Origin of the sequence: Microvirga sp. CF3016 (genome assembly GCF_036314085.1) — a bacterium.
Classification (GTDB): domain Bacteria; phylum Pseudomonadota; class Alphaproteobacteria; order Rhizobiales; family Beijerinckiaceae; genus Microvirga.
The window spans coordinates 43,640-63,307 of sequence record NZ_JAYGGM010000007.1 but is presented as its reverse complement, the minus strand read 5'-3'; the positions used below and the strand labels follow the sequence as shown (position 1 = coordinate 63,307).

Below are 19,668 nucleotides of genomic sequence, written 5' to 3'. Positions count from 1 at the left end.
AGGGGTTGCGCGAGTGCCCGTTAAAAGTTAGAGGAACCAAGCCTTTCGGCAGTCGGAGCGTAGCGCAGCCCGGTTAGCGCACTAGTCTGGGGGACTAGGGGTCGTGGGTTCAAATCCCGCCGCTCCGACCATTCTTTTCCTTGAATCTCGAAGCCTGTTCGAACCGGCCCCAGCGCCGGTTTCCTGCAGCTTGGATTCTGGCAAATTCCCCTCTCGTTCACACCGCTCAGTTACGGTCCAGCTGAAACAAAGCAGCAGTGATCGCGTTCGGCCCCTAACGGCGGCCCAGAGTCGAGCGCTTCTCCAGCGTGTCGCGGCCGAGCCGGGATTTCTGCAGGAGATGAAGATGGATCGTCGTGCCCTACTCGGCGGCCTTGCCGCCGCGCTCGTTGTCGCCCCAGCCCTGGCCCAGACCGGCGGCTCCTCCCCGGCCATGCCTTCGGGCTCCCCAGGGACCATGCCGATGAACCAATCGGGCGGGCAGATGAGCCAAGCCGATATGCAGCACATGCAGCAGACCATGCAGCTTGGGATGGTGGCCCTGGAATCGAGCCGCATCGCCATGAACAAGGTGCGCAACGAGGATCTGAAGCGCTTCGCGAATTTCGAGGTTCAGGAGCAGACCACCCTCTCCGAAGTGCTCCGCTCGATGATGGAACCAGCCGCGACCGCCACAACCGGTTCGACCGGCGGCCAATCCAATCAATCCAGCACAAGCATGCCGCCCATGCAGATGGACTCGTCGACACGCGACATGATGCAGAAGATGCAGAACCAGCAGGCCGGCGCTGAATTCGACAAGATGTACCTGCAGGCCCAGCTTCAGGGCCATCGCGACCTGCTCCAGGTTCAGGAGCGCTATCTTCAGTCGAACCCGCAGAACCGCGAGCACATGAACGTCGCCAAGATGGCCCGTGGACACATCCGCGAGCATATCGCCATGCTCGAAGAGATGCAGAAAACCATGCGGTAGGAGCCATTCGGACCGAAGGCTTTCGAAAGAAAAAACCCGCTCCAGCATCGGTTGGAGCGGGTGAAGTCTCAGGAGCAATCCTTGGAGGGATGCTTCCAAACCCAAACCGGCTCCGAATGTTTCACCGGTTGGGGTGCGACGTTCGAACCCATGTTGGAGTTTCGTTGGGAATGCGCCCGACAAGAGCCTGAACTTCTTCGACGCACGGGCCGTTCTTATCGAGCCTCAGAGGATTGAGCGAAGGACGGCACCGTGACGGAAAGCAGGTCGGAGTACAGGGCGGAGCAACGGCGGGACAGTCCGAGCACTCCTCCCATTGAGCCCAATGTTCTGGCCTCGGTCCTTGAGCGCAACATCGACGCCCTACGCGAGAAGCGACAAGAGGAGGAACGAAAGGCCGGACTGCAGGAGCGTATTGCGGAGGTCATCACCCGCTTTACCGGCAGCATGGCCTTTGTCTATGTCCACTTGGTGCTGGTGGCGGGCTGGGTCGCGGCCAACATCGGGCTCATTCCTGGTGTTCCGGCCTTCGATCCCACCTTCGTCATCCTCGCGACCTTCGCCTCAGTTGAGGCGATCTTCCTCTCCACCTTCGTGCTGATCAGCCAGAACCGCGCCGCCGAGGAGGCGGATCGCCGCTCGGAGCTCGACCTTCAAACCAACCTGCTCTCAGAGCACGAGATCACCCGTCTCCTGACCCTGACACGCGCGATTGCCCAGCACCTCGGTATCCAGGAGGCTCAGGACCCGACCCTCCAAGAATTGGAGCGGCACGTCGCGCCAGAGAAAGTGCTCGACAGGTTGACCGAAGACGAAGAAAGCCCATCAGCCTAAGAGGCTGGACGCGATGGAGGCTGATTGTCGGAGGGGATGGTGGGCGGTGAGGGACTCGAACCCCCGACCTGCGGTGTGTAAAACCGAAGCTCTACCAACTGAGCTAACCGCCCGACCGGCTTGACATAAAAAGAGAAGGCCGACAACGCAAGCGCTGTCGGCCTTCTTTCGCAAGCAAGCACCGCTGAAAAAGCGATTACTTCGCGTTGACGGCATCCTTCAGGCCCGCGCCGGCGCGGAACTTCGGGGTCTTGGAAGCGGGAACCTTGACCTTCTCGCCGGTGCGTGGATTGCGCGCCTCTCCGGCAGCGCGGTTGGTCACAACGAACGTGCCAAAACCGACGATCTTGACCTCGTCGCCCTTCTTCAGTGCGCCGGTGATCGCCTCGATGGCGGCGTCGATCGCGTCACCAGCCTGGCCACGCGAAAGGCCCACCTTGTCGGCGACGGCCGCAACGAGCTCGCCTTTATTCATAGTCATATCCTCCAGTGATCACGGCGGTCGCAAAGGAAATGGTCCACCGTTTCAGGGACCACTCGTTTGGCGCAAAGCTTGTCCGTAAGCAAGCCCCGAAGTGGCTGAAATAAGCCGTTTTTTGGCCCTTTTCATCAAAAAAGAAGCCCCTGGACCGGAGTCCAGGGGCTTCTGTCGTTACGTCAAGCACTCAGTTTAGTGAGCGATCACTCCGGCCGAATCGTCCTCGACGCTTGGCTTGTGACCTTTGAGCTCGGCAGCCTCATCCCATTCGATCCGCTCCGGCACCCGCACGAGGGCGTGCTGGAGAACCTGATCCATCATGGAGACCGGCACGATTTCCAGGCCGTTCTTCACGCTGGCCGGGATGTCGGCCAGATCCTTGGCGTTCTCCTCGGGGATGAGAACCTTCTTCATGCCGCCTCGCAGGGCCGCCAGGAGCTTCTCCTTCAGGCCCCCGATGGGCAGCACCCTGCCCCGCAGCGTCACCTCGCCCGTCATGGCGATGTCGCGGCGCACCGGGATCCCGGTGATGACAGACACGATGGCGGTCGCCATGGCGATGCCGGCCGACGGGCCGTCCTTGGGCGTCGCGCCTTCCGGCACGTGCACGTGGATGTCCCGGCGATCGAACAGGGGCGGCTCGACGCCGAAATCGAGAGCGCGGGAGCGGACATAGGACGCCGCAGCCGAGATCGACTCCTTCATGACGTCGCGGAGGTTACCCGTGACAGTCATCTTGCCCTTGCCCGGCATCATGATGCCTTCGATGGTGAGCAACTCGCCGCCGACCTCGGTCCAAGCCAGACCCGTGACCGCACCGACCATGTCCTCCGTCTCGGCCTCGCCGTAGCGGTAGCGCGGCGGTCCGAGGAACTCGGGCAGGTTGTCGGTCGTGACCTCGACCGTCTTGACCTTGGAGATCAGGATCTCCTTCACGGCCTTGCGGACCAGGTTGGCGATCTCGCGCTCCAGGTTTCGCACGCCCGCCTCGCGGGTGTAGCGGCGGATCAGCATGAGCAGGGCCTCATCGCCGATCTTCCACTCCTTCTGGGCCAAGCCGTGCTTCTGCATGGCCGAGGGGATCAGGTGGGTGCGGGCGATCTCGGCCTTCTCCTCCTCGGTGTAACCCGCGATGCGGATCACTTCCATACGATCGAGAAGCGGAGCCGGGATGTTGAGCGTGTTGGCCGTCGTCACGAACATCACGTTGGAGAGGTCGTAATCGACTTCCAGGTAATGGTCGTTGAAGGTCGAGTTCTGCTCAGGGTCGAGAACCTCGAGCAGGGCCGCCGACGGGTCGCCGCGGAAGTCCATGCCCATCTTGTCGATCTCGTCGAGCAGGATGAGCGGGTTGGACGTCTTGGCCTTGCGCATCGACTGGATGATCTTGCCGGGCATCGAGCCGATATAGGTCCGGCGGTGGCCGCGAATCTCCGACTCGTCACGGACGCCGCCGAGCGACATGCGCACGAACTCGCGCCCCGTGGCCTTGGCGATCGACTTGCCGAGCGAGGTCTTACCCACGCCGGGAGGGCCGACGAGGCAGAGGATCGGGCCCGTGAGCTTGTTGGCGCGCTGCTGCACGGCCAGGTACTCGACGATGCGTTCCTTGACCTTGTCGAGACCGTAATGATCCGCATCGAGCAGATCCTGGGCGGCCTTCAGGTCCTTCTTCATCTTCGAGCGGCGGTTCCACGGGATGCCGAGCAGCCAGTCGAGATAGTTGCGCACGACGGTCGCTTCCGCCGACATGGGCGACATCTGGCGGAGCTTCTTGAGCTCGCCCATCGCTTTCTCGCGGGCTTCCTTCGTGAACTTGGTCTTCTCGATCTTCTCCTCGAGCTCGGCCAGCTCGTCGCGACCTTCGTCGTCGCCGAGCTCCTTCTGAATCGCCTTCATCTGCTCGTTGAGGTAGTACTCGCGCTGCGTCTTCTCCATCTGACGCTTCACGCGGGTCCGGATCCGCTTCTCGACCTGGAGAACCGAGATTTCGCTCTCCATCATGCCGAGCACCTTCTCCAGGCGCTGGGCAACGGTCGCAGTCTCGAGGATCGCCTGCTTGTCGGCGATCTTGATGGCCAAGTGCGAAGCGATCGTGTCGGCGAGCTTTGCGGGCTCGTCGATCTGGGTCACGGCGGTCACGACCTCCGGCGACACCTTCTTGTTGAGCTTCACGTAGTTCTCGAACTCGGACACCACGGAGCGGGCGAGCGCCTCGGCCTCGACCTGGTCGCCGAGCGAGTCCGGAAGCGCCTCCGCTTCGGCCTCGTAGAATTCATCCGTTCGGGTATAAGCCTTCACCTGGGCACGGCTCGCGCCTTCGACCAGCACCTTCACGGTGCCGTCGGGCAGCTTCAGCAGTTGCAGGACGTTGGCCAGGGTGCCGACCTTGTAGATCGCATCCGTTGACGGATCGTCATCCGTCGCATCGATCTGGGTGGCCAGAAGAATGTGACGGTCCCCCTTGACCACTTCCTCAAGCGCGCGGATCGACTTTTCACGGCCGACGAAGAGCGGCACGATCATGTGTGGAAAGACAACAATGTCGCGCAGAGGCAGAACCGCATAGGTTCCGGTCGAGCCTGGGACGACAGGCTGACGTGGCTTCGATTGTGTCATGAGACGGTATCCTTTTGACTGCGTCCGGAAGTCCCCTCGGATGAGCTGGATCTCGGACGAATAACCGGAATGCTCAGGCTTTTTTTATGGGCTGCATCCGGTACCCCGGGCTCTCCCTCGGACAATGAGCGGACAGCGCCGGCGCAAGAGATGATGTGGCGTTGCGGAGCCCCTGTTTCAAGAAGATTGCCCGCAACGCTTCTGTTCATGGAACGCCCCCCGGGCAGCCCCTCAAGCGCTGGCGCTTGCGGCCTGATCGTTGCGCTCGCCATGGATGAAGAGCGGCTTGGCCTTGCCTTCCACAACCTCGGGACCGATCACCACCTGCTCGACGGAATCCAGACCCGGCAGGTCGTACATGGTCTCCAACAGGATGCCCTCCATGATGGAGCGCAGGCCGCGGGCACCCGTCTTCCGCTCGATCGCCTTCTTGGCGATGATGGTCAGGGCCTCGTCCTGGAACGTGAGCTGCACGTTCTCCATCTCGAAGAGGCGCTGATACTGCTTCACCAGAGCATTCTTCGGCTCCTGCAGAATGGTCTTCAAGGCGTCCACATCGAGGTCTTCCAGCGTTGCCAGGACCGGCAGACGGCCGACGAATTCGGGGATAAGGCCGAACTTCAGCAGATCCTCCGGCTCCACTTCGCGGAAGATCTCGCCCGTGCGGCGATCATCAGGCGAGCTGACCGAAGCAGCGAAGCCGATGGAGGTTCCCTTGCCGCGACCCGCGATGATCCGCTCGAGCCCGGCGAAGGCGCCGCCGCAGATGAACAGGATGTTCGTGGTGTCCACCTGCAGGAATTCCTGCTGCGGGTGCTTGCGGCCGCCCTGGGGAGGCACGGAGGCGACGGTGCCCTCCATGATCTTCAGGAGAGCCTGCTGCACACCCTCGCCGGAGACGTCGCGGGTGATGGACGGATTGTCGGATTTGCGGGAAATCTTGTCGATTTCGTCGATATAGACGATGCCCCGCTGCGCCCGCTCCACATTATAATCGGAGGCCTGGAGCAGCTTGAGGATGATGTTCTCCACGTCCTCGCCGACGTAGCCGGCCTCGGTCAGGGTCGTGGCATCCGCCATGGTGAACGGAACGTCCAGGATCCGGGCCAGGGTCTGGGCCAGAAGGGTCTTGCCCGAGCCGGTGGGCCCGATCAGCAGGATGTTCGACTTGGCCAGTTCCACGTCGTTGTGCTTCGTCGCGTGGGCCAGGCGCTTGTAATGGTTGTGGACCGCCACCGAGAGCACCTTCTTGGCGTGCTCCTGGCCGATCACGTAGTCATCCAGAACGCGGCTGATTTCCTTCGGGGTAGGCACCCCGTCGCGGGACTTCACGAGAGACGATTTCGACTCCTCGCGGATGATGTCCATGCACAGCTCGACGCATTCATCGCAGATGAAAACCGTCGGGCCAGCGATCAGCTTGCGAACCTCATGCTGGCTCTTGCCGCAGAAGGAGCAGTACAGCGTACTCTTGGAGTCGTTGCCGCCAGCCTTGGTCATTATCACATCTCCAATCCGTACCGGGACAGCCCCTGCCGGCCCAGCACCATTAATTTATGAGCGACGGGACTAACAAAATGTTCCGTCGCTAAGAATTGAACGTCCAAATCGCCCAGTCTCCCAAATGCACATGCAATCACGGGCAGGGCCCGTGATCAATAGAAACGGGGTTACTCGGCAAAAAGACGCACCCAGGGGAATTTTGTCCCCAGGTTTTAAGGGTTAAGCCGGGGTGGCGACCGGTTCGGGACGCTTCTCGATCACCTGGTCGATGAGGCCAAATTCCCGGGCCGCCTCGGCAGTCATGAAGTTGTCCCGCTCCAGAGCCCGTTCGATCTCTTCGTAGTTCCGGCCGGTATGGCCGACATAGATCTCGTTCAGACGGCGCTTGAGGGCCTCGCTCTCGCGGGCATGGATCATGATGTCCGTGACTTGGCCCTGATACCCGCCGGACGGCTGGTGGACCATGATGCGGGCGTTCGGGAGGGCGAAGCGCATGCCCTTCTCGCCGGCGGTCAGCAGGAGGGAGCCCATGGAGGCCGCCTGGCCGACGCAGAGGGTCGAGACCGGGCAGCGGATGAACTGCATCGTGTCGTAGATCGACAGGCCCGAGGTCACGACGCCGCCGGGCGAGTTGATGTAGAAGGAAATTTCCTTCTTGGGGTTCTCGGCCTCGAGGAACAGAAGCTGCGCCACGATCAGCGAGGCCGAATAGTCTTCGACTGGACCCGTGAGGAAGATAATCCGTTCGCGCAGGAGGCGCGAATAGATGTCGAACGCGCGTTCGCCGCGGTTCGACTGCTCAACCACCATCGGGACGAGCGTATTGTTAAAGAGCGCTACCGGATCTCTCATTGTCTCACTGCTCCAATTCGGCCGCGCAGATTCGCGGCCGTGCAATTCATGCAAGCAACGAGACGCTTAAGGGAGCGTTACTCGCCCTTGCCGGCTTTCTCTCCACCCTCTTCCTCATCGCTGAAGAGCGCGTCCTTGGAGACGGTCTCCTCGTCCACCTTCACCTGCGACAGGATCTGGTCGACGACCTTCTCCTCGAACAGAGGAGCCCGGATTTCAGCGAGGGCCTGCGGGTTCTTCTGGTAGAACTCCCAAACCTGCCGCTCCTGGCCGGGGTACTGGCGGACCCGCTCGATGAGGGCCTGAGTCACCTCGTCGTCGGAGATCTTGATATCGGACTTCTCACCGATCTGCGCAAGGACCAAGCCGAGGCGAACACGACGCTCGGCGATCTTGCGGTACTCCGCCTTGGCCTCGTCTTCCGTGGTATCTTCATCCTCGAAGGTACGGTTGTTCGACTTCATGTCGCCGACGACCTGCGACCATACGGCCGTGAACTCCTGCTCGACCAGGGTCGGAGGCAGTTCGAAGCTGTACTTGGCATCCAGGGAATCGAGCAGGTCCTTCTTCACCTTGCGGCGGGACTGAGCGTCGAAGTCGCGCTTGATGGCGTCGCGGATCGCGTCCTTGAGCTTGTCCAGGGATTCCATGCCGAAGCCCTTGGCCATCTCGTCGTCGATCTTCAGTTCGCCCGGAGCCTCGACTTCCTTGACGGTCACGTCGAACTCGGCGTCCTTGCCGGCCAGATGGGCCGCCATGTAGTTCACCGGGAAGGTGACCTTCACGAGCTTGGTGTCACCGGCCTTCAGGCCGAGGAGCTGATCCTCGAAGCCGGGGATGAAGGTGTTCGAGCCGAGCTCGACCCGGATGTCCTCACCCTTGCCGCCCTCGAACTCGGTACCGTCGATGCGGCCCACGAAGTCGACGACGACCCGGTCGCCCTCGCCCGCAGCCCCTTCCTTCGGCTCGAAGGAGCGGTTCTGCTTGGCCATGCGCTCGAGCGATTCGGTGATCTCGGCATCGGTGACCTCGGCCACCGGCTTCTTAACCTTCACATCGGAGAGATCGGCCAGCTCGAAGACCGGCAGGACTTCGAGAGCGACGGTGAAAGCCAGGTCGCCCTTAGCCTCCATGGCCTTCTCGACCTCTTCCTGGCTCTCGGGGAACTGGATCTGAGGCTCGTTGGCGAGCTTCAGATTGTTGTCCTCGACGATCTTGCGGTTCGCCTCGTTGACGGCGCTCTGCAGCACGTCCGCCATCACGGAGCGGCCATAGACCCTACGCAGGTGCCCCACCGGGACCTTACCGGGACGGAATCCCTTGATCTGCACGCGATCCTTGAGGGTCGTCAATTCGCTGTTCAGGCGCTCTTCCAACTCGGTGGCCGGGAGCACGACCTTGAACTCTCGCTTCAAGCCTTGGGACAGTGTTTCCGTCACCTGCATGGTATTATTCGCCTTCATCCACTCGAAAATCTGAAATCCAGGCTCCGGCCGATGCGGCGTCATGCCGTCAACCAGGCCACACGGAGCCTCCGGAAACCAATCCTGACGGGACTGGTGCGGGCGGAGGGACTCGAACCCCCACAACTTTCGTCGCTGGAACCTAAATCCAGTGCGTCTACCAATTCCGCCACGCCCGCGCGGGAGCGGCGCGCGAGGCGCACCCCTCTTCCGGGACGCGGCTCTATAGCATGGTTGAGGAAGTGTGCATCAAAAAAGTTCGTGTGCGGCCAAATGGCAACCAATCTTGGCCGTTCACGTTCAAAGCTGTACCGATGTATCCCGTTCCTGGCCGTTGAGACGAGACCGCTTCATGATCACCCGCCGCGCCGTCACCGCCGGTCTCGCCACAACCCTGATCGCCTTCCCCCGGGAGGCACGAGCCCAGGCCCCGGATGGCCCCGAACAGGTTCTGGCGGCAAAGCCCACCCCCATGAGGCTCCGCCCCGATGCCGCTGCAGAAGCAGACGTCTGGGCCTTCAACGGGACTTTGAGCCCTATGGTGCGCATCAAGCACGGGGCGGAACTCCGCCTGAAGCTGCAGAACGACACCTCTTTGCCCCTGTCGCTCCATTTCCACGGGGTGCGCGGGCCGAATGCCATGGACGGAGTCGGCGGTCTGACTCAGGAGCCCGTCCCCGCCGGGAAAAGCCATGACTATCGCTTCACCCCGCCCGATGCCGGCACATTCCTGATCCGTCCCTCAGTCCTGGGCGGCAGCGCCGAGCCCATGGAGCGCGGCCTCTCGGGCCTCCTGATCGTGGAGGAAGCCAACCCTCCGCAGGTGGACCGGGACATCGCCCTCCTGGTGGACGACTGGCGCCTGAGCGACGACGGCTCCCTCGCTCCCTTCGACAAGCCCACGGAAACCGCCCCGGCCGGACGGCTCGGCAGCTGGCTCGGCGTCAACGGCAAGGCGACGCCGCAGCGGATCGAAGCTCCTCCCGGCGGGCGCCTGCGCCTGCGGCTCGCCAACGCCTGCAACGCCCGGACCATGCGTCTACGCTTCGACGGCCTGAAAGCTTATGTGATCGCCATCGACGGGCAGCCGACCAGCACCTTCGAGCCGCTCAGAGCCTCCCTGCCCTTCGCACCCGGCAGCCGCTACGATTTGCTTGTGGACTTCGCTCCAGACGCGGGAGCGGCTGGCGCCGTGATGGCCATGATCGGAGACGGGATACCCCTCGTCGAGATGGTCACCGCCGGTGAAAGGCGGCCCGAGCTGCCTGCCGTCGCCCCGCTGCCGGCGAACTCGAAGCTTCCCAAGACCATCAGGCTCCAGAGCGCCGCCCGCAAGGACGTGGTGATCAAGGGTGACCCGAAAGCTCCTCGGGTTCCCTGGTCGATCAACGGCGCCGCAGGAAGCCCGACAGGGCAGGCTCTGGTCAGGGTGAAACGGGGCACCCCGGTGGTGCTGGCGCTCACCAACCAGACGGCCCTCGTCCAGCCGATGCACTTGCACGGTCATTCCTTTCGGCTCCTGCACCCGCTTGATGACGGATGGGAGCCCTATTGGCTGGATACGGTGCAGGTGCCGGAGAACAGGACGGTCCGGGTCGCCTTCCTGGCCGACAATCCGGGCAAATGGCTCCTCGCTTCCACGGTCATGGAGCGGTTCGATGCGGGTCTCTGGACATGGATCGAGGTGACCTGAGGAGATCGCGCAGGACGCCAGGAACCAGATCCGCCAGATCTTCTGCGATCAATCCGGGTCCGAAGCTCGCTCCAGCCTCCGCATGGATCCAGGCCCCGGCGCAGGCCGCGTCAAAAGCGGGCACCGCCTGTGCCATCAACCCGGCGATCAGACCGCAGAGGGTGTCCCCCGATCCGGCGGTTGCAAGATAAGGCGTGCCGTTCTCGTTGATCGCCGTCCGGCCATCGGGAGCCGCAATCACGGTATCGGCCCCCTTCAGCAGCACCACGGCTCCCGTGTAGGCTGCAGCCCGCCGGGCGCGCTCGATTTTCGATTCCGGATCAAGGATATCCGGGTGATCCTTGAACAAGCGGCTGAACTCGCCGCCATGGGGCGTGAGCACCGTCGGAGCATGGCGGAACGCCCCGTGGAGTTCCGACGCCAGACCCTCGAAAGAGGTGAGCGCATCGGCATCCAGGACGAGGCTCCGCCTGGCATGGACGGCGACGGCCACCATCGCGCGGGTGCCCGCATGGACGCCCAAGGCAGGCCCCAGGACGACAGCGTTGAGGCGCGGATCCTGGAGAATGGTGTGCAGCCCCTCCGGACCGTCGCACCCTTTGAGCATGACGGCCGTGAGATGGGCGGCGTTCACGCCGAGCGCCTCGGGCGGCGAAGCCACCGTGACGAGGCCGGACCCGATCCTGAGGGCCGCCCGAGCCGCCAGCCGCGCCGCGCCCGTGCGGGTTGCCCCGCCCGAGGCGACCAGCGTGTGACCGCGCTCATATTTGTGGGACGAGAGCCCGGGTTTCGGGAGTGCCTTCCACCACAGGGCCGGATCATTGCTGAAGAGGCTTCCGCCCTTTGCCGCGAGGATCTCACGCCCGATTCCGATATCGGCAACTTCGACAGCTCCGCTGTAGGCTCGTCCCGGCATCAGGAGATGGCACGGCTTGCGGGCTGCGAAGGTCACTGTCCGAGCGGCTTTGACTGCGATTCCCCGTACCTCGCCGGTCTCGCCATCGATCCCGGAGGGAAGGTCCACGGCTAGAACAGGCCGGCCGGAAGCGTTCATCCGGTCGACCACATGCCGGGCGGATCCATCCAGATCGCGGGACAGGCCAGTGCCGAAGAGAGCATCGATGATGAGGTCCGCTTCCTGAAAAGGCACATTCTCGACCGCGCTGACTTCGCCCTGCCAGTCCTGTGCCGCTTGGGCCGCATCGCCCGTCAGCCGGCTCACCGCCCCTAGGAGACCAAGACTGACCCGATAACCCCGCTCGGCTAGGATCGCGGCGGCAACGAAGCCATCGCCTCCGTTATAGCCAGGCCCAGCCGCGACGACAATCCGCGCCCCCGGAGAGATTAATTTTTCGGCAGAATCGGCCACGGCCCTTCCTGCCCGCCTCATGAGTTCGATGCCCGGAATGCCAGCTGCAATGGCCTCTAGGTCGGCCTGTTTCATTTCGGAGGGGGTCAGAATGAGTTCAGGGGCTGTCATGGAGGCAAAATGGGCTCGATTTTCAGGATTTGGTGAGGTTTTCCGCAACTGCACAAACTTTGATCATAATATGCCCATTAACTCGGCAAAATGGCCCACTTTGAATTGATGATCGCATGGAAGGCGCCCCGTGCTGGTGCTAAAAGCGGCAAAACCTCGAACGAGAACGGTTGACCGGGATGAAGAAGATCGAAGCCATCATCAAGCCCTTCAAGCTCGATGAAGTCAAAGAAGCTCTCCAGGAAGTAGGCCTCCAGGGCATTACCGTCATCGAGGCAAAAGGTTTCGGACGCCAGAAAGGCCATACCGAGCTCTATCGCGGCGCGGAATACGTCGTGGACTTCCTGCCGAAGGTGAAGCTCGAAATCGTCCTGAACGACGAGATGGCCGAGAGCGCCATCGAGGCCATTCGCAAGGCCGCCCAAACCGGGCGCATCGGCGACGGCAAGATTTTCGTTTCGACGGTCGAAGAGGCCGTTCGTATCCGCACGGGCGAGACCGGATCCGACGCGATCTAAACTCGCTTTTCTCAAGCCGAGGCCTGTCGGCCGAGGACTACTCTCAAGGGCAGAAGAGGACCAGACGATCATGCAGACCGCCAAGGATGTGCTCAAGGCGATCAAAGATAATGACGTTCAATACGTCGACTTCCGTTTCACGGACCCGCGCGGCAAGTGGCAGCATGTGACCTTCGACGTCTCGATGGTCGACGAAGACATGTTCGCCGACGGCATCATGTTCGACGGCTCGTCCATCGCCGGCTGGAAGGCGATCAATGAGTCCGACATGACCCTCATGCCCGACCCGACGACCGCCCAGATGGACCCGTTCTTCTCGGCGTCCACCATGACGATCAACTGCGACATTCTCGAGCCGGCTACGGGCGAGCCCTATAACCGCGATCCGCGCGGCATCGCCAAGAAGGCCGAGGCCTACCTGCAGTCCACCGGAATCGCCGATACGGTTTACGTGGGCCCCGAGGCCGAGTTCTTCGTGTTCGACGACGTGAAGTTCATGGCCGATCCCTACAACACCGGCTTCAAGCTCGATTCCTCCGAGCTGCCGATCAACGGCGACACGCCTTACGAGGGCGGCAACCTCGGTCACCGCATTCAGACCAAGGGCGGATACTTCCCGGTTCCGCCGCTGGATTCCGCCCAGGACATGCGCGGCGAGATGCTGGCCGCCATGAAGGCCATGGGCGTGACGGTCGAGAAGCACCACCACGAGGTAGCCTCCGCCCAGCACGAGCTCGGCACGAAGTTCAACACGCTCGTCCGCACCGCTGACGAGATGCAGATCTACAAGTACTGCATCCACAACGTCGCCCAGTCCTACGGCAAGACGGCCACCTTCATGCCGAAGCCGGTCTATGGCGACAACGGCTCGGGCATGCACGTGCACCAGTCGCTGTGGAAGGGCGGCAAGCCCCTCTTCGCCGGCAACAAGTATGCCGACCTCTCCCAGGAATGCCTGTGGTACATCGGCGGCATCATCAAGCACGCCAAGGCGCTCAACGCCTTCACCAACCCGTCGACGAACTCCTACAAGCGTCTCGTCCCGGGCTACGAGGCTCCGGTGCTGCTGGCCTACTCGGCCCGTAACCGCTCGGCCTCCTGCCGTATTCCGTGGACGACCTCGCCGAAGGCCAAGCGCGTCGAGGTCCGCTTCCCCGATCCGACCGCCAATCCATACCTCGCCTTCGCGGCGATGCTGATGGCCGGTCTCGACGGCATCATCAACAAGATCGATCCCGGCCAGGCGATGGACAAGGATCTCTATGATCTGCCGCCGCGCGAGCTGAAGAAGATCCCGACCGTCTGCGGCTCGCTGCGCGAAGCTCTTGCCAGCCTCGACAAGGATCGCGCCTTCCTCAAGGCCGGCGGCGTCTTCAACGACGACTTCATCGACAGCTATATCGAGCTGAAGATGACGGAGGTCGCTCGCTTCGAGATGACCCCGCATCCGGTCGAGTTCCAGATGTACTACTCCGTCTAACGGAAAGCCTATCCTCCCGGCTGCTTTGACTGCAGCCTTCCTTCGCCGGAGCCTTCAGGCTCCGGCTTTTTCGTTTGCACCAGACGCTCGCCCCTCAGGCGCTGCTCTCGAGGCTCCATCCGGATACCCATCGGCGCCTTAGCTCGTCTCCCTCGCCCTTGAAGAACTCTCCCGTTTGGACGGCGCCCTCTACGCGCTCCGCTCGAAAGTGGCGCAAATCCTGGCGCAGCTCGCACCAGGCGACGATGTTGGCCGCCTCCGAATAGTAGATGAGGGCAATCGGGCGGATCGTCCTTGAGGTGCGTCGGCCCTGCTCGTCGCGATAGTGGATTTGAATCTTCCGCTCCGCGCGAATTGCGGCCCTGACCACCGCAAGGTCGATGCCCGAAGGCGCCTGCGCCACGGTACCCCAGGCATGCAGAGTATTGGCCGCAAGCACCTGGCGCAGCGGCGAGGGCACGGCGGCTGCAATTTTCTGGCTGACCCGCTTGGCGGACGTCTTGAGCGCGACGTCTCCGGTGCGCTCCAGCAGCGCGAGCGCGAGCACGATGGCCTCGGTTTCCTCGATGGAGAACATGAGCGGCGGCAGGTCGAAGCCGGAGCGCAGGATGTAACCTATGCCACGTCCGCCTTGAATGGGCACCCGCATGGCCTGAAGCGCGGCAATGTCCCGATAGATGGACCGAGGCGTCACGTTAAGGCTTCGCGCGATATCGGCAGCCGTCACGGGCGTTTCCGAACGCCGAAGGATCTGGATGATCTCGAAGAGACGCGCTGCTTTCCGCATCCAACTCCCCTCCAACTGACACAACGCTGTCAGGAGAACGCCTGCGTACAACTAGCCATTCCATTGGAATCAAACAGAGAATGCTGGATCGACGCCTTGAGCGCCATGGATTACTGACATGACTTATACCGCAAATCTTTGGCTCTTCCTCACCCTTCTGTTCGGCATCATCATCGTTCCCGGCATGGACATGATGTTTGTTCTCGCCAACGCCCTGACGGGCGGACGAAGGACAGGGCTGGCGGCGACAGCAGGTATCATGACCGGTGGCGCGGCCCACACGATCTTCGGAGCCGTAGGCGTTGGTTTGATCTCACACGTTTCCCCGATTGTTCTCACTGCGCTTCTTTATGCCGGCGCAGCTTACATGGCCTGGATCGGGATCACGCTGCTCCACAACTCCATCACCATCGACGGCGTCGGACAGGTGGGCAGCCGCTCCCGTTGGCTGGCGTTTCGGCAAGGCGCCGTGACCTGCCTCCTCAATCCCAAGGCTTACCTGTTCGTGCTTGCCGTCTACCCGCAATTCCTGCTGCCGGATTATGGGCCAATCTGGCTGCAGGCGCTGGTCATGGGCGTCATGACGGTCCTGATGCAGCTCATGATCTATGGAGGGCTTGCCGTCGCAGCGGGACGCAGCCGGGAGTTCCTGACATCTCGTCCGGGCGCGACGAGGCTGATTGGCCGCGCCGCCGGGGCATTGTTCATCGCAACCGCGATTGTGACGGCTCTGCGCTGAAACGTTTCGAAAGGGTCGCAGGCGGCACGCCGATACCGTCCTGATTCCAGACCAACAGGCAAACAAAAAGGCCCGGGTTTGACCCGGGCCTTTCATCGATCGCCGGAGGCGATGGATCTTAGTAGGTGCCGAAGCGGAAGTTCAGACCGGCGCGAACCACACCGAACTCGGTCTCGTCGTCGAAGAAGTCGTTGTCCTGCTCGAGGTTGACGTACAGGCCTTCGATCTTGGCCGACAGGTTGTTGGTGAAGGCGTACTCGAGACCACCACCGACGGTCCAGCCGTTGGCGTCGTCCGCGAAGGCGAAACCACCGGTGGCGTAGATGAGAGCGCGGTCGAAGGCCACACCGGCGCGGGCGCGGACGGTGCCGAACCAGTCGCTACGGTCGAAGTCTTCACCGAGGATGCCGTCGAAGTCGTCGTCACCGCCGAAGTCGGCGTACTGGATGTCGCCTTCGAGACCGACCACGAACGAGCCGATCTGGTAGTTGTAGCCAGCCTGGGCGCCGCCGACGAAGCCGCCTTCGTCGTCGATGTCGTAACGCACGCCGCCGATGACGATGTCGTCATTGGTGTTCCAGCCGTAGCCGGCGTTCACACCGACGTAGAAGCCGGTCCAGGTGAAGACCGGAACCGCAGCAACGATCGGAGCCGGAGCGCGGCGGGACGGAAGGTCAGCAGCCATGGCGCCAGTGGCCAGGCCGAGCAGAGCAACCGAGGAGAGGAGGATCTTTTTCATTGGTCTTGGTCCGTCTGTTAGAAGGATGTGACGCAGCTTGTAGCCCAGACTTGCCCGTGCGTCTGTCACTTTCCTGCCACAGTTAAGGCCAGAAGCAAAGCTTTTTGCATCCACACCCGTAGGTGGGTGGATTTTGCCTCTGCGCCACTCGAGACACAGCCCTCTCATCCATCGAGGTCGAGCAGAAATACTGCTGCTGACTCAATAACTTATATTTGAAGCCAGCATAGTGGTCGCCTACCGCTGAGCCCGGTAACCAATCATTGACCATATTCCTGAGCAGGTCCGCAAGCGGCCGCTTGATCTAAGGTTAATCCCGATTCAGCCATAATTGCAGGGCCCCCGTGACCCGATCAGGCTGCTCCAGGGTCGACATGTGTCCAGCCCCGGGAATCACGGCCAGGGAAGCCCACTCGATCATTTCGGCCATCTCGCGCGCGATCTCCGGCGGGGTGATGGCATCGCCCTCCCCGACCAAGACCAGAGTTGGGATCTCGATTCCCGACAGGGACAGGCGCGAGTCGGCACGCGCCATGATCGCCCGCTGCTGTCGGATATAAGCGTCAGGCCCGGTTTCCCGCAGCATTTCGAGCATGATATCCTGAAGAGCCGCGTCGCCCCGATGCTCCGGATGGACGAGGCGCGGCCAGAGCGCCGCATGGATCTCGTCCAGTCTGCCCGCCTCCGCGAGCGCGATCAGCCGCCTGCGGTCCTGGCCCGCCTCCGGGGTGTCCGGGCGCGCGCTCGTGTCGAGCAGGGCAAGCCGCTCCACCCGTTGCGGCGCCTGGCGCATCACCTCCATGGCGACGTAGCCGCCCATGGAAAGCCCCGCGAGGGCAAACTTGTCCGGCGCCTCCCGGAGAAGTCGAGCGGCCATAGCGGGAATCGAATCGTCTCGGGCATGGTCCGCGACAATGATCGTGCGGTCCGCTCCAAGAGCCGTGATCTGAGGCTCGAAAAGCCGGGCGGTACAAGCCAATCCGGGAATCAGAACGAGAGTTTCGGCCATTCAAACTTTCCTTTGTCGCCACTTGGCAAGTTTCCCTGGATTGACAAGCGCATAGCTTGTCCTATGGTCCGGCCACTCCTCAACTTGAGCAAGAGCCTCAGGTGAAACCAGACTCGCGCCTGTTTGTTGCCGTAGAGCGCGGCCGGCACATAAGAGCGCGCCTAGCCCTCAACGGTAATTAGCATTCATGTCGTTCGCCGAACTCGGACTTAGCGATAAAGTTCAACAGGCCGTCGCTTCCGCCGGATATACGGAGCCGACCCCGATCCAGGCCCAGGCCATTCCTCACATCCTCGCACGCCGTGACGTGCTCGGCATCGCCCAGACCGGCACGGGCAAAACGGCGGCCTTCACGCTTCCGATGCTGACCCTGCTCGAATCTGGTCGAGCCCGGGCGCGCATGCCGCGTACACTGATTCTCGAGCCGACCCGTGAGCTTGCGGCCCAGGTCGAGGAGAATTTCGACAAATACGGCGTCAATCACCGCCTCTCCGTCGCCCTGCTGATCGGCGGTGTGTCCTTCGGGGACCAGGATGCCAAGATCACCCGCGGCGTCGACGTGCTGATCGCGACCCCAGGCCGTCTGCTCGACCATTTCGAGCGCGGAAAGCTTCTGCTCACCGGAGTGGAGCTGCTGGTGATCGACGAGGCCGACCGGATGCTCGACATGGGGTTCATCCCCGATATCGAGCGCATCGTGAAGCTTGTTCCCTTCACCCGCCAGACCCTGTTCTTCTCCGCCACCATGCCTCCGGAGATTCAGCGCCTGGCCGACGCCTTCCTTCACAATCCCGTGAAGGTGGAGGTCGCCCGCGCCGCCTCGACCGCCTCGACAATTACCCAACGCCTCGTGGCAACCGGCCGCGAGGATTTCGAGAAGCGCGAGACCCTGCGGGAGCTGATCCGGAGCGCCACGGATCTCCAGAACGCCATCGTCTTCTGCAACCGCAAGCGCGACGTGGCCGTCCTCCACCGCTCCCTGCAGAAGCACGGCTTTGCAGCGGCCGCACTTCACGGTGACATGGACCAGCACGCCCGCATGGCGGCGCTCGACAGCTTCCGTACCGGAGAGATGCCCATCCTGGTGGCCAGTGACGTGGCGGCCCGCGGCCTGGACATTCCGGCCGTCAGCCACGTGTTCAATTACGATATTCCGCACCACGCCGAGGATTACGTGCACCGGATCGGTCGCACGGGCCGAGCGGGGCGTTCGGGTCAGTCCTTTACACTGGTGAGCCCGGGCGAGGAGAAGTCACTGGCCGCCATTGAAAAGCTGATCGGCCAGCCGGTCGAGTGGCAGGGTCCGACCCTAGCCGAGCGTCCGCAAACGGAGGGCTCCTCACGCCGCCGGGGCGGCCGGGGCGAGGAGCGCTCGCGTGGGCGCAAGGTCAAGGTGCGTGCATCGGACCGGAATCGGGCGCATTCCGAGGAGACCCGGGAGGAGGCTCCCGTCGCACGGGCGGTCCAGCCTCCCCGCGAGGAGCAACAGAGCCGCAGGCCCCGGCAGGAGCGCAGTGAGCGATCCCCGGACCGGAGCCCACAGGGACGGTCGCGCCGTGATGATGACATGGACGAACGCGTGATCGGGCTTGGTGATCACGTTCCGGCCTTCCTCATGCGGCCTGTGGCGACCAAGAAAGCCAAGTAACGAGGCTAAGTGGCGGGCTCGGACGGTCTCTTCCGGGGCCTTCGTCCGGGATCGGTCGAGCGACCTTTGCGGACCTGGGCGGCTTTCGCCCTTTGGGCGGCTGCCAGTGCCATTTTCCCGAGACCTGCCGCCTCGTCGGGATCGTCGAGGGCCGATTCCGGCATGAGCCAGTAGCTTGTCAGCGTCGTCCGGCCGTCGCGCGTCTGGAAGCTGAAGGGCCGGGAGCCCTGATCGCGGAACAAGCCGACGCTCTCGTCGTCCACCTTGAGGTAGAGTTCATCGGAGGCGACAAGAGCGAACATGATCTCGCCCTGATAGACCCCCTGCCCGCCGAACATCCGGCGGATGTGAATGGGGCCGAGGCTGCGGAAGATGTCGCGAAGATCCTCGGCGTCCATGGCTTACTCAGCGGCCGATTGAAGAGCAGGCGGCGTCGCGGGCGTGATCGCCACCGACTCACCGCAGCCGCAGGCCGAGGTCTGGTTGGGATTGTTGAAGACGAACTGGGACGACATCTTGGATGTCTGGAAGTCCATCTCCGTGCCGAGCAGGAACAGCACGGCCTTAGGGTCGATGAGGACCGTCACACCCTTGTCCTCGACCACCTCGTCGAGCGGATTGACGCTCTCCGCGTATTCCATCGTGTAGGACATGCCGGCGCAGCCGCCGTTCTTGACGCCCACGCGAACGCCCACGATGGAGCGATCCGCCTTGCTGATGATGTCCTTGACGCGGTTCGCCGCCGCGTCGGTCAAGGTGACGACCTTGAATCCGGGTAGTGCCATAAGCCTTCTCTCCTGACGGCCGGGTTCAAGGCCCGGGCAGAACGAGTCCGATGCCTCATAGATAAGGG

Annotated in this window: 18 protein-coding genes and 3 tRNA genes; 8 read left to right on the top strand and 13 right to left on the bottom strand. The window is 62.7% G+C overall.

All coding sequences use genetic code 11. The features are described from left to right. Positions 1-53: 53 nt before the first annotated feature. From VB672_RS12055 to VB672_RS12045, 3 genes are all read left to right on the top strand, one after another. A tRNA-Pro gene (locus VB672_RS12055) sits at positions 54-131 on the top strand. A 215-nt stretch (positions 132-346) separates the two neighbouring features. After that, positions 347-973 (top strand): DUF4142 domain-containing protein, encoded by a 627-nt coding sequence (locus VB672_RS12050; protein WP_329784431.1) that lies wholly within the window; start codon positions 347-349, stop codon positions 971-973. A gap of 252 nt (positions 974-1,225) precedes the next feature. Then, positions 1,226-1,807 carry a DUF1003 domain-containing protein gene (locus VB672_RS12045; protein WP_442932010.1) on the top strand — a complete coding sequence of 194 codons (582 nt, stop codon included), beginning with the start codon at positions 1,226-1,228 and terminating at the stop codon, positions 1,805-1,807. 37 nt (positions 1,808-1,844) lie between these two features. Here VB672_RS12045 and VB672_RS12040 read toward each other — a convergent pair. The 7 genes from VB672_RS12040 to VB672_RS12010 all read right to left on the bottom strand — a co-directional run bounded on the left by VB672_RS12040 (position 1,845) and on the right by VB672_RS12010 (position 8,901). Next, positions 1,845-1,920, bottom strand: a tRNA-Val gene (locus tag VB672_RS12040). Between the two features lie 83 nt (positions 1,921-2,003). Further along, positions 2,004-2,282, bottom strand: coding sequence for an HU family DNA-binding protein (locus tag VB672_RS12035; RefSeq protein ID WP_009490969.1), 279 nt, complete (start codon positions 2,280-2,282; stop codon positions 2,004-2,006). A 195-nt stretch (positions 2,283-2,477) separates the two neighbouring features. Then, positions 2,478-4,904: an endopeptidase La gene (gene lon / locus VB672_RS12030; protein ID WP_329784430.1), complete on the bottom strand. Its 2,427-nt coding sequence runs from the start codon at positions 4,902-4,904 to the stop codon at positions 2,478-2,480. 231 nt (positions 4,905-5,135) lie between these two features. Then, complete coding sequence (gene clpX, locus VB672_RS12025) at positions 5,136-6,404, bottom strand: ATP-dependent Clp protease ATP-binding subunit ClpX (protein WP_329784429.1); 1,269 nt, start codon at positions 6,402-6,404, stop codon at positions 5,136-5,138. Positions 6,405-6,626: 222 nt separating this feature from the next. Beyond that, positions 6,627-7,259 (bottom strand): ATP-dependent Clp protease proteolytic subunit, encoded by a 633-nt coding sequence (locus VB672_RS12020; RefSeq protein ID WP_173946488.1) that lies wholly within the window; start codon positions 7,257-7,259, stop codon positions 6,627-6,629. Between the two features lie 77 nt (positions 7,260-7,336). Next, on the bottom strand, positions 7,337-8,704 hold the full coding sequence (gene tig, locus VB672_RS12015; RefSeq protein WP_329784633.1) for a trigger factor: 1,368 nt from the start codon (positions 8,702-8,704) through the stop codon (positions 7,337-7,339). Between the two features lie 112 nt (positions 8,705-8,816). Continuing rightward, positions 8,817-8,901, bottom strand: a tRNA-Leu gene (locus VB672_RS12010). 173 nt (positions 8,902-9,074) lie between these two features. On the opposite strand from VB672_RS12010, the gene VB672_RS12005 reads away from it, so the two are divergent. After that, on the top strand, positions 9,075-10,415 hold the full coding sequence (locus tag VB672_RS12005) for a multicopper oxidase family protein (RefSeq protein ID WP_329784428.1): 1,341 nt from the start codon (positions 9,075-9,077) through the stop codon (positions 10,413-10,415). On the opposite strand, the gene VB672_RS12000 is transcribed toward VB672_RS12005, so the two are convergent. Beyond that, positions 10,366-11,895 (bottom strand): NAD(P)H-hydrate dehydratase, encoded by a 1,530-nt coding sequence (locus tag VB672_RS12000; protein ID WP_329784427.1) that lies wholly within the window; start codon positions 11,893-11,895, stop codon positions 10,366-10,368. The genes VB672_RS12005 and VB672_RS12000 overlap by 50 nt on opposite strands. A gap of 179 nt (positions 11,896-12,074) precedes the next feature. Between VB672_RS12000 and VB672_RS11995 the strand changes: the two genes are divergently transcribed. Further along, on the top strand, positions 12,075-12,413 hold the full coding sequence (locus VB672_RS11995) for a P-II family nitrogen regulator (protein WP_036360409.1): 339 nt from the start codon (positions 12,075-12,077) through the stop codon (positions 12,411-12,413). A 70-nt stretch (positions 12,414-12,483) separates the two neighbouring features. Then, a complete protein-coding gene (gene glnA / locus VB672_RS11990) occupies positions 12,484-13,893 on the top strand; it encodes a type I glutamate--ammonia ligase (RefSeq protein WP_329784426.1) in 1,410 nt (469 codons plus the stop codon). 94 nt (positions 13,894-13,987) lie between these two features. Here glnA and VB672_RS11985 read toward each other — a convergent pair whose 3' ends face one another. Continuing rightward, positions 13,988-14,680 (bottom strand): helix-turn-helix transcriptional regulator, encoded by a 693-nt coding sequence (locus VB672_RS11985; RefSeq protein WP_329784425.1) that lies wholly within the window; start codon positions 14,678-14,680, stop codon positions 13,988-13,990. Positions 14,681-14,798: 118 nt separating this feature from the next. Between VB672_RS11985 and VB672_RS11980 the strand changes: the two genes are divergently transcribed. Beyond that, entirely contained in the window at positions 14,799-15,419 is a 621-nt protein-coding gene (locus tag VB672_RS11980; protein ID WP_329784424.1) for a LysE family translocator, read from the top strand. Positions 15,420-15,537: 118 nt separating this feature from the next. On the opposite strand, the gene VB672_RS11975 is transcribed toward VB672_RS11980, so the two are convergent. Continuing rightward, the gene (locus VB672_RS11975) at positions 15,538-16,158 is read right to left on the bottom strand and encodes an outer membrane protein (protein ID WP_329784423.1); all 621 of its coding nucleotides are present in this window, start codon (positions 16,156-16,158) and stop codon (positions 15,538-15,540) included. A gap of 310 nt (positions 16,159-16,468) precedes the next feature. Then, complete coding sequence (locus VB672_RS11970; RefSeq protein WP_329784422.1) at positions 16,469-17,167, bottom strand: alpha/beta fold hydrolase; 699 nt, start codon at positions 17,165-17,167, stop codon at positions 16,469-16,471. A gap of 187 nt (positions 17,168-17,354) precedes the next feature. Between VB672_RS11970 and VB672_RS11965 the strand changes: the two genes are divergently transcribed. Continuing rightward, positions 17,355-18,815, top strand: coding sequence for a DEAD/DEAH box helicase (locus tag VB672_RS11965; protein ID WP_329784421.1), 1,461 nt, complete (start codon positions 17,355-17,357; stop codon positions 18,813-18,815). A 5-nt stretch (positions 18,816-18,820) separates the two neighbouring features. Here the strand turns inward: VB672_RS11965 and VB672_RS11960 are convergent, their stop codons facing one another. Further along, on the bottom strand, positions 18,821-19,213 hold the full coding sequence (locus tag VB672_RS11960) for a TfoX/Sxy family protein (RefSeq protein ID WP_329784420.1): 393 nt from the start codon (positions 19,211-19,213) through the stop codon (positions 18,821-18,823). A 3-nt stretch (positions 19,214-19,216) separates the two neighbouring features. Further along, positions 19,217-19,600, bottom strand: a complete 384-nt coding sequence (locus VB672_RS11955; protein ID WP_329784419.1) for a HesB/IscA family protein — start codon at positions 19,598-19,600, stop codon at positions 19,217-19,219. Positions 19,601-19,668 lie beyond the last annotated feature (68 nt).

Excerpts from the sequence above, each read along its gene's own strand:
- VB672_RS12050 (WP_329784431.1), top strand. The coding sequence starts at position 347 with ATGGATCGTCGTGCCCTACTCGGCGGCCTTGCCGCCGCGCTCGTTGTC.
- VB672_RS12035 (WP_009490969.1), bottom strand. The coding sequence starts at position 2,282 with ATGAATAAAGGCGAGCTCGTTGCGGCCGTCGCCGACAAGGTGGGCCTT.
- lon (WP_329784430.1), bottom strand. The coding sequence starts at position 4,904 with ATGACACAATCGAAGCCACGTCAGCCTGTCGTCCCAGGCTCGACCGGA.
- clpX (WP_329784429.1), bottom strand. The coding sequence starts at position 6,404 with ATGACCAAGGCTGGCGGCAACGACTCCAAGAGTACGCTGTACTGCTCC.
- VB672_RS12020 (WP_173946488.1), bottom strand. The coding sequence starts at position 7,259 with ATGAGAGATCCGGTAGCGCTCTTTAACAATACGCTCGTCCCGATGGTG.
- tig (WP_329784633.1), bottom strand. The coding sequence starts at position 8,704 with ATGCAGGTGACGGAAACACTGTCCCAAGGCTTGAAGCGAGAGTTCAAG.
- VB672_RS12005 (WP_329784428.1), top strand. The coding sequence starts at position 9,075 with ATGATCACCCGCCGCGCCGTCACCGCCGGTCTCGCCACAACCCTGATC.
- VB672_RS12000 (WP_329784427.1), bottom strand. The coding sequence starts at position 11,895 with ATGACAGCCCCTGAACTCATTCTGACCCCCTCCGAAATGAAACAGGCC.
- VB672_RS11995 (WP_036360409.1), top strand. The coding sequence starts at position 12,075 with ATGAAGAAGATCGAAGCCATCATCAAGCCCTTCAAGCTCGATGAAGTC.
- glnA (WP_329784426.1), top strand. The coding sequence starts at position 12,484 with ATGCAGACCGCCAAGGATGTGCTCAAGGCGATCAAAGATAATGACGTT.
- VB672_RS11985 (WP_329784425.1), bottom strand. The coding sequence starts at position 14,680 with ATGCGGAAAGCAGCGCGTCTCTTCGAGATCATCCAGATCCTTCGGCGT.
- VB672_RS11980 (WP_329784424.1), top strand. The coding sequence starts at position 14,799 with ATGACTTATACCGCAAATCTTTGGCTCTTCCTCACCCTTCTGTTCGGC.
- VB672_RS11975 (WP_329784423.1), bottom strand. The coding sequence starts at position 16,158 with ATGAAAAAGATCCTCCTCTCCTCGGTTGCTCTGCTCGGCCTGGCCACT.
- VB672_RS11970 (WP_329784422.1), bottom strand. The coding sequence starts at position 17,167 with ATGGCCGAAACTCTCGTTCTGATTCCCGGATTGGCTTGTACCGCCCGG.
- VB672_RS11965 (WP_329784421.1), top strand. The coding sequence starts at position 17,355 with ATGTCGTTCGCCGAACTCGGACTTAGCGATAAAGTTCAACAGGCCGTC.
- VB672_RS11960 (WP_329784420.1), bottom strand. The coding sequence starts at position 19,213 with ATGGACGCCGAGGATCTTCGCGACATCTTCCGCAGCCTCGGCCCCATT.
- VB672_RS11955 (WP_329784419.1), bottom strand. The coding sequence starts at position 19,600 with ATGGCACTACCCGGATTCAAGGTCGTCACCTTGACCGACGCGGCGGCG.